The 11,651-nt window shown below is 69.8% G+C and carries 11 protein-coding genes and 1 pseudogene; 5 read left to right on the forward strand and 7 right to left on the reverse strand.

Annotation, left to right across the window (positions count from 1 at the left end; genetic code table 11):
• The first annotated feature begins 39 nt into the window (after window positions 1–39).
• The gene (locus STRAU_RS13915) at window positions 40–384 is read left to right on the forward strand and encodes a MerR family transcriptional regulator (protein ID WP_037659294.1); all 345 of its coding nucleotides are present in this window, start codon (window positions 40–42) and stop codon (window positions 382–384) included.
• Window positions 385–419: 35 nt separating this feature from the next.
• On the opposite strand, the gene STRAU_RS13920 is transcribed toward STRAU_RS13915, so the two are convergent.
• The 6 genes from STRAU_RS13920 to STRAU_RS13945 form a co-directional block, all read right to left on the reverse strand.
• Window positions 420–1,280 (reverse strand): endonuclease/exonuclease/phosphatase family protein, encoded by an 861-nt coding sequence (locus tag STRAU_RS13920; RefSeq protein ID WP_037659298.1) that lies wholly within the window; start codon window positions 1,278–1,280, stop codon window positions 420–422.
• Window positions 1,281–1,467: 187 nt separating this feature from the next.
• Window positions 1,468–2,457, reverse strand: a complete 990-nt coding sequence (locus STRAU_RS13925; protein WP_078621198.1) for a D-alanyl-D-alanine carboxypeptidase family protein — start codon at window positions 2,455–2,457, stop codon at window positions 1,468–1,470.
• A 201-nt stretch (window positions 2,458–2,658) separates the two neighbouring features.
• Window positions 2,659–3,909, reverse strand: coding sequence for a sensor histidine kinase (locus tag STRAU_RS13930; protein ID WP_016640950.1), 1,251 nt, complete (start codon window positions 3,907–3,909; stop codon window positions 2,659–2,661).
• 1 nt (window position 3,910) lies between these two features.
• Complete coding sequence (locus STRAU_RS13935) at window positions 3,911–4,720, reverse strand: response regulator transcription factor (protein WP_052029079.1); 810 nt, start codon at window positions 4,718–4,720, stop codon at window positions 3,911–3,913.
• 45 nt (window positions 4,721–4,765) lie between these two features.
• Complete coding sequence (locus STRAU_RS13940; RefSeq protein WP_037659295.1) at window positions 4,766–6,322, reverse strand: M1 family metallopeptidase; 1,557 nt, start codon at window positions 6,320–6,322, stop codon at window positions 4,766–4,768.
• Between the two features lie 142 nt (window positions 6,323–6,464).
• Entirely contained in the window at window positions 6,465–7,277 is an 813-nt protein-coding gene (locus tag STRAU_RS13945; RefSeq protein WP_037659296.1) for an MBL fold metallo-hydrolase, read from the reverse strand.
• A gap of 92 nt (window positions 7,278–7,369) precedes the next feature.
• Here STRAU_RS13945 and STRAU_RS13950 point away from each other — a divergent pair, with 92 nt between their 5' ends.
• Complete coding sequence (locus STRAU_RS13950) at window positions 7,370–7,972, forward strand: TetR/AcrR family transcriptional regulator (RefSeq protein ID WP_016640954.1); 603 nt, start codon at window positions 7,370–7,372, stop codon at window positions 7,970–7,972.
• A gap of 655 nt (window positions 7,973–8,627) precedes the next feature.
• Here the strand turns inward: STRAU_RS13950 and STRAU_RS13955 are convergent.
• Window positions 8,628–9,257, reverse strand: coding sequence for a class I SAM-dependent methyltransferase (locus STRAU_RS13955; protein ID WP_016640957.1), 630 nt, complete (start codon window positions 9,255–9,257; stop codon window positions 8,628–8,630).
• On the opposite strand from STRAU_RS13955, the gene STRAU_RS40180 reads away from it, so the two are divergent.
• From STRAU_RS40180 to STRAU_RS43610, 3 genes and pseudogenes are all read left to right on the forward strand, one after another.
• A protein-coding gene (locus STRAU_RS40180; RefSeq protein WP_158692070.1) for an IS5 family transposase occupies window positions 9,246–10,183 on the forward strand; the annotation gives its coding sequence in 2 pieces (ribosomal slippage) (window positions 9,246–9,651 and window positions 9,651–10,183; 939 coding nt in all). The two genes, STRAU_RS13955 and STRAU_RS40180, sit on opposite strands and share 12 nt — an antisense overlap.
• Before the next feature lie 488 nt (window positions 10,184–10,671).
• The gene (locus STRAU_RS13970) at window positions 10,672–11,199 is read left to right on the forward strand and encodes a DapH/DapD/GlmU-related protein (protein ID WP_106967915.1); all 528 of its coding nucleotides are present in this window, start codon (window positions 10,672–10,674) and stop codon (window positions 11,197–11,199) included.
• Window positions 11,200–11,319: 120 nt separating this feature from the next.
• Window positions 11,320–11,605, forward strand: a pseudogene (locus STRAU_RS43610) (IS5 family transposase); the annotation flags it as partial.
• Window positions 11,606–11,651: the final 46 nt, after the last annotated feature.

The following is an 11,651-nucleotide window of genomic DNA, read 5'->3' on the forward strand; positions in this document are numbered from 1 at the left end:
AGCCGGGCCCCCCGACGCGTCCCCCGAAAGAAGAGGTCTATGCCCCCTCGCAGTGCCCGCCCCGTCGCCCCTCTCGACGATGACGACTACCCCGCCTACACCATGGGCCGGGCCGCCGAGATGCTCGGCGCCACCCCCGCCTTCCTCCGTGCCCTGGGCGAACACCGCCTCATCACGCCTCTGCGATCCGAAGGCGGCCATCGCCGCTACTCCCGTTACCAGTTGCGTATCGCCGCTCGCGCTCGGGAGCTTGTCGACCAAGGGGTTCCCATCGAGGCGGCCTGCCGGATCGTCATCCTCGAAGACCAGCTCGAAGAAGCCCAGCGCATCAACGAGCGACTGCGCACCCAGAGCGCGGAGTCACAGCCGAAGTCCTCAGCCTGATCAGGGACTCACAGCTTCCCAGCGGACTCCGGGGCTCACAGCTTCAGCGTCGCCGCCACCGGCAGGTGGTCGCTGTCGGTGGCGGGCAGCGTCCAGGACGAGCGCGGATCCACGCCGCGTACCAGGATCTGGTCGATCCTCGCCACAGGCAACGAGGCGGGCCAGGTGAAGCCGAACCCGGCGCCCGCCTCGGCCTGGGCCGAGCGCAACCGCGAAGTGACGGCGGACAGCGCCCGGTCCTCGAAGGTGCCGTTGAAGTCACCCATGAGCACCGTGCGGGGGAGCGTCTCGGCACCCAGAGCGGCGCCGAGGCGACGCGCCGCAGCGTCACGGTCGCCGGTGGTGAAACCGGACGAGGCGGTGAAGCGGACCGACATCAGGTGGGCGACGGAGACGGCGACCGGACCCTTCGGGGTGCGGACCGTGGCGCGCATGGCGCGTACCCAGGGCGATATGTCGACCGGTCGGGCATCGGCAATCGGGTATTTGCTCCACAGGCCGACGGTGCCCTGCACCGAGTGGTACGGGTAGACGTGGGCGAGCGTCCTGACGTACTCCGGTATCCCCGTGCCGCCCAGCTCTTCGAGGGCCACCACATCGGCGCCGGAGGCGGCGAGGGCGCGCGCCGTGCGCGCCGGACGCGGGTTGTGCTCGTTGACGTTGTGCGTCACGACGGTCAGGTCCCCGCCGCCGGCCCGCTTGTCGACGAGCATCCCGCCGAACAGCGAGCACCAGGTGACCGCGGGCAACAGGACGGCCACGGCGGCCGTCGCCGATCGGCGGACCAGCGCGCACAGCAGCAGGAGCGGCACCGCCAGGCCCGTCCAGGGCAGGAAGGTCTCGACGAGGCTGCCGAGGTGGCCGACCCGGTTGGGGAGGTGAGCGTGGGCGAGCATCACCAGAGCGGCGGGCAGTGCGAGGGCGGCGACGATTCGGCCGCGTCGCCAGACGCCGGTGCCGGTGCCGGTGCCGGTGCCAGAGCGAGAGTCGGTGCCGGTGCCGGGCTCGGGTACGGATTCGGGTACGGGCGCGGGAGAGTGCGGCGGTGGTACGGGAGGGGTGCGCGTCGTTGCCACCGCCACCTCACCGCGTCCCGGCTTCGGTGGTCTTCAGCCACTGCCGCACACCCTTGATCAGCGCGCTGCTGTGGGCGAAGGCAGCCTGGAGGCCCTGCTGGGGGCTGGTGCCCGCCGCTTGACGGAGCACGACTCCGAGGACCAGCCGGTCACGCCCGCTGCCGTCGGGCGCGGTGGCCGCCCACATCAGGTTGCCGCCCGCCGGGGTGCTGGAGCCGGTCTTGACGCCGATCACGCCGGCCGTGCCGAGGAGCGCGTTGGAGTTGGAGATCCGGCCCGGCCGGTCCGGGGCGGTGGTGCTGGGCATTGCGACGATGGACCGGAACACCTCATCCCGCATGACCTGCCGTGCCAGCTTCAGCTGGTCCGCGGATGTGCTGGTGGTCGTGGGCGCGAGGCCGCTGGCGCTGGTGTAGGTGGTGCGGCGCATGCCCAGTGCGCGGGCGGCCCGGTTCATCTTCTTGGCGAACGCCTCCTGCGAGCCCGCGTCCCAACGGGCCAGCAGGCGCGCGATGTTGTTCCCGGAGGGGATCAGCAGGAGTTCGAGCAGCCGCCGTTCGCTCAGCCGCTGCCCCTCCCTGACGGGCACGCTCGACTCCACGCTGGACACGGACTCGGCGGCGGCCTGCTGGTCCACGGTGATGTCGGGGCCGCTTTCGCCCGCCCGCAGGGGGTGGGCGCGGAGGATGACGTACGCCGTCATGACCTTCGTGACACTGGCGATGGGCACCGGTGTCTGTGTGCCCTTCGTGCCCAGCTCACCGCGGGCGCCGAGGCCCTCGACCAGAACGCTCGTCTGCCCCTCCCGCGGCCAGGGCAGCGACCGGGCGGACGAGTTCACCGACCCCGCGGTGGACGGCCCGGAGCCGGCGCCGGAAGGGGGCAGGAGCGAGGCGCCGAGAACGGCCGCGATGATCAGGACCACGGCACCGGCGGCGAGGAGGGCCGGTTTCACCTGGCGGGGACCACGCAGGCCAGGAACACGTACAAGGCACATGGGGCGGCACTTCCAAAGTGGTTGACGTGCGGCGTTCGCACGTCGACCACCCTGGCCGGGGGAGATCTCCGCCAACTCGTTGCCGTGGATCCGGCACCGCGCGGCCGGTCATCCGTCGTGTATCAGCTCTGTAGCGCGTCCTGGCGCATGTCGTGTCACGCGTACCTGTCACGTGTTCCGCCGCATGTCCGCGGCGTCCCGTCACGTATGCGTCGCGTCAGTCGAAGGCAGCCGGAGCGTGGCGACGGCTCCGCCGCCGGCGGCGTTGGAGAAGCCCAGCGACGCGCCGATGACACGCGCCTGACCCGACGCCACGGTCAGCCCCAGGCCGTGGCCACGGCCGCGTTCCGCAGTGCCGGTGCGGAAGCGCTGCGGCCCTTCCGCCAGAAGGCTGTCCGGGAAGCCGGGGCCGTGGTCGCGGACGACGACCGTCGTCCCCTCGATGGTGACCTCCACCGGCCCACTGCCGTGCCGGTGGGCATTGATGACCAGGTTGGCGAGGATCCGGTCGAGTCGGCGCGGGTCGGTCTCGGCCGCGGCGGGCGCGTTGTTGACGGTGAGCCGCGCGTCCAGGCCCGTGCGGGCGAGTGACTCCCGGACCACCTCGGCGAGGACGACGGGGCGCGGCTCGGCGTGTTCCACGCCCGCGTCCAGCCGGGAGATCTCCAGCAGATCCTCGACCAGAGTACGCAGGACTTGTACCCGGTCCCTGACCAGGTCGGTGGCCTCGCTCTCCGGGAGCAGTTCGGCGGAGGTGACCAGACCCATGAGCGGCGTACGCAACTCGTGCGCGACGTCGGCGGTGAAACGCTGTTCGCTCAGCAGCCGGTCCCGCAGGCTGTCGGCCATGGAGTCGACGGTGACCGAGATCTCGGCGACCTCGTCGCCCGTCCGGCCGCGCATCCTTGTCCTGGCGTCCAGGTCGCCCGTCTCGATCCGCCGGGCGGTCCGCGCCACTCGCCGCAGCCTCCGGTTGGGCAGTTCGGCGGCTAGAGCCGAGAGAGGCACGACGACGGCCAGGACGAGCAGGGAGTACTTCCACATGTGCCGGTCCAGCGCGGCGCGGCTGAGCTGGTCGGGAGTCATGTCGACGGAGACCGCCACCAGTTGGCCGTCGGGCAGCTTCCGCGAGGCCCACATCTCCGGCCGGTACTGGTTGCTCTCGTCGAAGACGTGGGCCTCCCCGTGGGCCCGCGCCTCCCGCACCAGCTCCGGCGGCATCTGCGCGGGGTCGTGGACGAGACCGCTCGCGTCGTCGGGATTCGTCGAGCCGAGGGCGGTGTCCAGGACGGAGAACGCCCTGGCGGCACCGTCGTTCACGGACCGCTCGTACGTGCTGCGGTGCACCAGCAGGCCGACGGTCAGCGCGATGGCGCCGCACGCGACGGCCACGAGGAGGGCGATCTTCCAGCGCAGCGAGCGCCAATGGAGCAGGGATCGTACGGTGCCCATGTCAGCGCCGCAGTTTGTAGCCGAAGCCGCGGACCGTCTCGATCCGCTCGGCTCCGATCTTCTTCCGCAGCCGCTGGACGCACAGGTCGACGACGCGGGTGTCGCCGTCCCAGCCGTAGTCCCACACGTTGCGCAGCAGGGTCTGCCGGTCCAGGACGATGCCGGGGTTCGCGGCGAACTCAAGAAGCAGTCGCAGCTCGGTGGGGGCCAGCGCGACCGGCTCTCCGGACAGGGACACCTCCAGACCACCGGTGTCGATGGCCAGCTCCCCGAAGACGAGCCGGGCATGCTGCTGGCCTTGGCCGGACTCACCGGACTGAATGTGCTGGCCGGACTGGTCGAGGCGGCCCGGGGAGCCCGCCTGGTCAGCTCGGCCGCCCGTGCCCGCGGCGGTCGGCGTGAAAGTGGCCCGCCGCAGCAGTGAACGGATCCGGGCCACCAGCACGGCCGTGTCGACCGGCTTGACCACATAGTCGTCGGCGCCCGCCTCCAGGCCGGAGACGACGTCCAGCGCGTCGCCGCGTGCCGACATCATCAGGATCGGGTCCGTGCCGGTCTCCCGGATCCGGCGGCACAGTCCGATGCCGTCGAGCCCCGGCAGCATCACATCGAGGAGCAGCAGGTCGTGCCGTCCCTCCCGGAACAGTTCCAGTCCGGTCAGGCCGTCACCGGCCGCGATGACGTGGTAGCCGTAGCGCTCCAGGGCCATCGCGACCGACCTGCGGATCACCTCGTCGTCCTCCACGAGGAGAATCGTGACGGGCGCGGGAGTGGAAGCGCCGGGACCGACGGCTGGGGCTGCGTGGGACATCGTCTCCGGCCTGTTCGAGGGGGTGGCGGGGCCTCCATCATGCCGTCATGAGTCCTTCGGGGGCTCCGGCGCCACCCAGTCGGGGTGGCCCGGCATGGGCGGGGTCTTCTCGTCGTACAGCCAGCTGGTGATGTACGAGGTGAAGTCGCGACCGCTGACCTCGTTCGCCACGTCGATGTAGTCCTGGGTGTCGGCGGCCTTGCCCCGGTACCGGTCGAAGAAGGTCCCCTCGATCTTCTTGAAGGTGGCGTCGCCGACCTGGTGGCGCAGCCCGGCGAGCATCAGTACGCCGGCGTTGTTGCCTCCGACCAGCGCGTCGATCGCCTCCTTGGGCCGGTTCGGGGGCCCGGACGCGGCGCGCCCCTCGGGGTCGAACTCGTAGCGCAACTTCAGCACGGTGTCCCAGTCGCGCCAGCCTTTGTGCACGTTGTAGCGCAGCTGGTAGTACTCGGCGTGCCCCTCGCTGATCCAGTTGGTGTCCCAGTTCGCCACGCTGAGCTCGTCGCCGAAGTACTGGTGCACCATCTCGTGGACCATGGTCGGCTCGCGCAGGTCCGGCTCCCCCTGGAGGCCCTCGACGGCGAAGGTGGACAAGGTCGCCGTCTCCAGGGCCACGCCCAGGTAGCCGTCGGCCACTCCCAGCACACCGTAGGTCTCCAGCGGGAACTCCCGGCCGAACTCCTTCTCCATCCAGGCCATTTGGCCGGGTATGGCGTTCACCAGGGGCTTGGCGGCTTCGTACGCGTCGGCGGTGATGTAGCTGCGCAACGGCATCCCGCGCGGGCCGCGGTCCCGGATCTCCTTGTAGTGCCCGACGCCGGCCTGCACGACATGCGTGGGGATCTCGTCGCGAGTGGTGAAGACGGTGGTGGCGTCGTCGCCCTTCGTGGTGCGTGAGCGCTGCGTGCCGATGCCCACGGCCTGCAGGTCCTTCGGCGCGGTGATGCGGAAGGTGAAGCGGGCCCTGTCGACGGGGTAGTCGTTGGCGGGGAAGAACATGTGCGACCGGTCCGGCTGGCCGAAGAGCACGAAGCCGTCCTTCTTGTTCACCCACGGAGTCAGGCGCGGTGCCGGGCTCGTCGGGTCGCCCGGGCGGGCCCGGTTGTCGCTCCTGTCGACGCGGTAGGCGATGTTCACGTCGAACGGCCGGCCCTTGTCGAGTGCCTGCCGCGGCGTGACGTCCAGCTTCTCTCCCTTCTTGTCGACGGTGAAGCGGGCCGGTTGGCCCTGGACGGTCACCGTCCTGATCTCGTCCACCGCCGCGTCGAGGCTGAACCGGGACAGGGCCTGGGTGGCGGTGGCGTGGATCCGTACGGACGAGTCCATCTTCGTGGTGCCGGGCCGGTAGGTGTAGCCGACGTCGTACGAGCGCACGTCGTAGCCGCCGTTGCCCAGGTACGGCAACAGCCGGTCCCCGGCGCTCCTGGCGCCGGCGGAGGGCTGTTCGTCGTCGGGCGTGGTGCCGTTCGGCGTGTGGCCGTTCTGCGTGCCGGCCCAGCCAAGAGGGCCGACCGTCATGGTCGCCATGGCCGCGGTCGAGGCCGCGAGCGCGATGAGCACGGTGCGGCGGCGCCGCTTCCGGTGGGCGGGGGCGGGGAGCATCGTGACCACCTTCGGTGAGACCGGTGAGATGAGACCGGTGAGATCGGTGAGGCAGGCGGGGCCGGTGCGCCGCGTCGACGCACTGGGGCCACCTTGTGCGATGCCGGTTTCCGCTGTGGCGAAGTGGTGCTTCTGCAGGGGCTCAGCTGTGTATCAGCCGCGTATCAGCGCGGGGCTGGGCGAGGTCCAGCCATTCCCCGACGGCCAGTACGTGGGCGCGGCGTCCGGCGTGGGTGCGGAACTCGGTCTCCGGGTCGGAGACTTCGACGTAGCCCGCGATCTTGTCCGGCTGTTCCGCCTCGTAGTGCATCGGCACCGCGTACCGGGCGCCCAGGATCTCCGCGGCCGCGGCGGCCTGCCTGGGGTCCATCGCGGCGGGCAGCGGGCTGGGCGGCTGCAGGTGCGGCGCGTCGACCACCGGGCCGTTGGCGGGCAGGAACACCGCGTCGAAGGGGTTGAACCGGCGCGCTATGAGCCACCAGTAGCCGTGGAACATCGTGTCGCCGCCGTGGAAGACCCGCTGCCCGTCGGCCTGCACCACCCAGTTCAGCTGCGGGTCGCCAAGACCGTCGACGGAGGGGACCGCGGTGACGCGGAAGGGCCCGATGTCGCGGCTGGACCAGGCATCCACGACCTCGGCAGCCAGCCGGTGCAGGGCGAGCTCGCGCTCGGCCGACAGTGTCGTGACGTTGTCCACGTCGTCGCCGTGACCGGGCGCCGGTCGCAGCACCGGTGCCCCGGGTGTCAGCGCGTCCGCGAGTGCGGACGCGTCGGTGTGGTCCCGGTGCAGGTGGGTGACCAGTGCGGCGGTGGCCTTTCCGCTGGGCGCCGTCAGATGCTCGCCGGGCTTCCACCCGGTGAACAGCGGTGAGAGGTCTTGCACGTAGTCGATCACCAGTCGCTCGCCGTCTGCCTCGATCTCAAGTCCGGCCCAGCCCAGTCGTCGTACCCGCATCTCGTACTCCTTCGTCCCGCTGATTGCCACGGAAGTTAGCGCACGTGCGTTCGCTAAATCAATAGCGAACGCGCGTACGCTATTCTCGTCGTATGTCACCACGTCGCTCAGCGGCCGAAGCGCAGGCCACCAGGGGCCGGATCCTCGGCCGTGCCGCCGAGATCGCCTCCGAGGAAGGGCTGGACGGCATCACCATCGGCCGGCTCGCCGAGGAACTGGAAATGAGCAAGTCCGGGGTGCACAAGCACTTCGGCACCAAGGAGACGCTGCAGATCTCCACGCTGGACAAGGCGTTCGTGGACTTCTGGCACCGGGTGGTCGAGCCCGCACTGGCCGAGCCGCCGGGGCTGCGGCGGCTACGGGCGGTGTGTGCGAACTCTGTGGGCTATCTGGAGGCGCCGTTGCTGCCGGGCGGCTGCCTGATGACTGCGGCGCTCAGTGAGTACGACGGCCGTCCCGGCCGGGTCCGTGATGCGGTGGCTGAGGTGTGGTCGCGTTGGCGGGAGCAGCTGCGGGCGGATTTGGCCGTGGCGGTGGAGAACGGTGAGCTGCCTGCCGGGTTCGACGTCGATCAGGCGTTGTTCGAGATTGTGGCTGCTGGGTTGGCGTTGAACGCGGCTATGCAGCTTCAGCGGGACCGGGCGGCTGCGGGCCGGGCCCGGCGTGCGATCGATCGGGCTCTGGATCAGTCCTGATGGCTCGTCAGGCCGTGTACTGGCTGGGCGCGTTGCCCCCGGGATGCGACCGTCTGGCACGAGTACCTGCAGGGCGGCGGCCCGGCCCTGTCGTTCGTCGGGTCGGGCACAGGCCGGGTGGTGTGGGCCCGGGTGGCCGCCGCCCTGGGGGCGGGGGCGGCGTCCGGCAGCATCGAGCTCCGGGTGAACTCCGCGTGGCCGCGCGGCTAGTGCTGTGGCCGCATGGCCGAGGTGCTCACGTATGCGGACGGCTTCCCGCTCGAAGACCGCGGGCCACCGCGGGTCGTACTCCCGCAGCGTGACCTGGCCGTTGAGCTTGGGGGCGCGACCACGTGGGCCGCCTCGATCTCCCCGGCGGTCATGGGAATGCGCGGGGCTTCCTATTCCGGCCGTTCGGACATGGGAGCTCCCGTCTGCGCTCTGGGGCCATGAATCCGGGGCTCTCGGCGAAAATTGATGGCCCGTCGGTGCCGGTGCGGTTGGTGGTCGTCCTTGCACCACCGCAGATCCAACCGCCACGACCACCAACCCCGCGAACTTATGCGGTCAGAGCACTAGGGCCTGTCTGACAATTCCCGTCGGATCAGTGAGCGTCCGCCGAGCCAGCAGTTACCGGAGGTGCGCCGACCGTCCGGCGGGTATTGCAGGGCAGGACCTACGAACGGCGAGCCAGCAGGTGGGCGTCGAGGAAGCCCCGTTCGGAGGCCGGATCATGGAGCAGCCGGGCGAAGGGAACGAGCCCGGCATCAGCCAGCAGTTCGGCGAGGCGGTCCGCCGGCCAGCTATAGGCAGGCGCCACCTTGTGGTCGAACCGGACCGGCTCAGGCCCGTCGGTCCCGAAGAAGGAGACCAGGAGCAGGCCACCCGGCGCCAGGACGCGTACCTGCTCGGCGAGCAGCTCCGGCAGTTCCCCCGCAGGGGTGTGGATCATCGAGTAGTGGGCCAGTACGCCGCCGAGCACGCCGTCCTCGATCGGCAGGGACTCCATCCGCGCCTCCTGGAAGCGGAGCGCCGGATGGGCCTGCCTGGCGTGGTCGACCATGCCGGGGGAGAGGTCAAGTCCGAAGGCGTCCAAGCCCAGTTCGTGCAGCATGGCCGTCAGATGTCCGGGCCCGCACCCGACGTCAGCTGCCCGCAGGTTGCCCGTCGCGCGCACCAGTTCTGCGAAGGTGCCGATCATGGCCCGGGCGAACGGCTGTGTCTCCAGCCGGTCTGCGAATAGCGATGCGTACAGCTCGACGACTCCGTCGTAGGCCGCCCTGGTCTCGTCCTGATGATTCGCCACAGGCAGGACTCTATAGCCGGTCTGATAATTGATCTTGTGACAGGTCGAGGTGAGGTGGCGGACGTGGTGTGGGAGCGGATTGAGCCCATGTTGCCGCAGACGGACGGGCGTGGCCGTCCATGGCGTGATCATCGGCAGGTGGTTAATGGTGTGCTGTGGCGGCTGCGGACCGGGGCTCCTTGGCGCGACCTGCCCGAGCGGTACGGGCCATGGCAGACCGTCTACGAGCGGTTCGCCCGCTGGGAGGCGGACGGCACCTGGGCAAGGCTGCTGGAGCACGTCCAGGTCCGTGACGACGCGGTGGGCCGGGTGGAGTGGACCGTCGCCGTCGACTCCACGATCAACCGGGCCCATCAGCACGCTAACGGCGCACGCAAAAGGGGGCCGCAGGCAGGGACAAATTGGAAGATCCGGGCCACTCACAGGCGCGCCAGGCCCTCGGCCGCTCCCGCGGCGGACTGACCACCAAGGTCCACCTCGCCGTCGATGGCCGGGGCCTGCCCTTGTCGATCGTGCTCACGCCCGGCAATGCCCACGACGCCACCGCGTTCACTCAGGTCCTCGACGAGATCCGCATCCCACGCATCACCACGGGCCGCCCACGCACGGCGCCGACGCGGGTGTTGGGCGACAATGCCTATTCCAGCCGAGCGATCCGCCACCTGCTGCGGCGCCGGGGCATCGCTGCCACGATTCCCGAACGCCGCGACCAGGTCCCCAACCGCCGCCGACGCGGCAGCCTCGGCGGCCGCCCACCCGCCTTCAACAAGGAGATCTACCGCGACCGCAACGTGGTCGAACGATGCTTCGCCCATCTCAAGCAGTTCCGTGCGATCGCCACCAGGTTCGACAAGCTCGCCACCCGTTACCGCGCTGGAGTCGTCCTGGCCTCGCTGGTCCTCTGGCTTCGCGAACCAACCAGGTGATCATTTGTCAGACACGCCCTAGGGCGTGTCTGTTAATTCGGTCGTCTGGTCAGCGGTCGACCCAGTCCGGCGCCCACACGTCGTGCGGGGTTGAGGACATCGACGCGCAAGGGGCGGCTGCCGGGGCGTACGGCCTGCTCGGCCTGCTCGATGGCCGCCAGGATCTTCTTGGCGGGGGGCAGGAAGACCTGTCCGTCCAGGCTCAGCCGGGAGCCTGGACGGTCCGTGCCAGGAGCGCGACCTCGATGTGCCTCTCCAGGGCCGCGATCCGCTTGGAGACGGCCTGTCGGCTGATCCCCCAGCTCGTCGGCCGCAGCCTGGAACTGGCCGGCCTCGGCGACGGTCAGGAACGTCCGCAGCGCTTCAACATCCACGCTTCCACCCTACTTTCACAACTGATGGTTGTGTCTGGTGTGGTGCAGAGTTGTTTGATCGAGTGTTCTGCGCGGTGGTGGGATCAGTGCATGTCTACCCGCACAGAGCAGGTCATGTATGTCCAGACGCCTGAGTTCGCGCGTCATGTGGAACGGATCGTGGAGGTGACCGATGCGACGTCTCGACTGAACGTGCTTCCGTTCAGCGACAACGAAGGCCGTGCGGAACTACTCTCTGTTGTGTTCGGCGGCCCGCTCCCGGAGTCGGTGATGATCTACCCGCCGTTCTTTACCGAGTGCGGTCTGAACACGACGTTCGGGGAGAACGTCTTCGTCAACCAGGGATGCACCTTCATGGACAAGGGAGGCATCCGGATCGGCAACGGGGTCATGATCGCCCCGAAGGTCAGCCTCATCACCGGAGGCCATCCGCTGCCCTTGGCCGAGCGCCGCGAGTACCTCTCTTTCGCCCCGATCGTCATCGAGGACGACGTCTGGATCGGGACGGCTGTCGTGATCACGCAGGGAGTGACCATCGGTGCCGGTGCGGTGGTCGCTGCCGGTGCGGTGGTCACTCGTGATGTTCCTGCCGGCAGCGTGGTCGCAGGGGTGCCCGCCCGGGTGATCAAGACGATCGACTGAGCACACGGCCGGGCTGCCGGGCCGGGTGCACAGCACCTCTGCGGTCTGATCCTGATGCCTCGTCACGTCCGGCTGACCGACCGGCAGTGGGACTGCATCCGACCTTTGCTGCCCTCCAGTCACGCCGTGGACGGTCAGTGTCGACCGCTGGCCGTCCTCGTGACGCCCGGGCAGGCGCATGACGGCCAGTCCCTGCCGTTGCTGCTGGGCGACCTGCGAGTTCCCAGGACCGGAGCAGGCCGCCCACGCACGACCCCGACCATGCTGCTCGGGGACAATGCCTACTCCTCCCGCGCGATCTGAGCGGTGCTCAAGGCCCGCGGGATCACCGAGGTTCGACAAGCTCGCGATCGTCTACCGCTCGGCCGCAGTTCTCGCCGCAGTGCTGGTCTGGGCTCGCATTTAACAGGCACGCCTTAGTGGGTTGCGGTGCGGGGTGCCGGTTGTGGTCG

The organism is Streptomyces aurantiacus JA 4570 (assembly GCF_000414115.1).
GTDB classification, from domain to species: Bacteria; Actinomycetota; Actinomycetes; order Streptomycetales; family Streptomycetaceae; genus Streptomyces; species Streptomyces aurantiacus_A.

Coding starts and splice junctions, on each gene's coding strand:
- STRAU_RS13915 (WP_037659294.1), top strand. CDS start 40: ATGCCCCCTCGCAGTGCCCGCCCCGTCGCCCCTCTCGACGATGACGAC.
- STRAU_RS13940 (WP_037659295.1), bottom strand. CDS start 6,322: ATGCTCCCCGCCCCCGCCCACCGGAAGCGGCGCCGCCGCACCGTGCTC.
- STRAU_RS13930 (WP_016640950.1), bottom strand. CDS start 3,909: ATGGGCACCGTACGATCCCTGCTCCATTGGCGCTCGCTGCGCTGGAAG.
- STRAU_RS13925 (WP_078621198.1), bottom strand. CDS start 2,457: ATGTGCCTTGTACGTGTTCCTGGCCTGCGTGGTCCCCGCCAGGTGAAA.
- STRAU_RS13950 (WP_016640954.1), top strand. CDS start 7,370: ATGTCACCACGTCGCTCAGCGGCCGAAGCGCAGGCCACCAGGGGCCGG.
- STRAU_RS13920 (WP_037659298.1), bottom strand. CDS start 1,280: ATGCTCGCCCACGCTCACCTCCCCAACCGGGTCGGCCACCTCGGCAGC.
- STRAU_RS13935 (WP_052029079.1), bottom strand. CDS start 4,720: ATGTCCCACGCAGCCCCAGCCGTCGGTCCCGGCGCTTCCACTCCCGCG.
- STRAU_RS13945 (WP_037659296.1), bottom strand. CDS start 7,277: ATGCGGGTACGACGACTGGGCTGGGCCGGACTTGAGATCGAGGCAGAC.
- STRAU_RS13970 (WP_106967915.1), top strand. CDS start 10,672: ATGTATGTCCAGACGCCTGAGTTCGCGCGTCATGTGGAACGGATCGTG.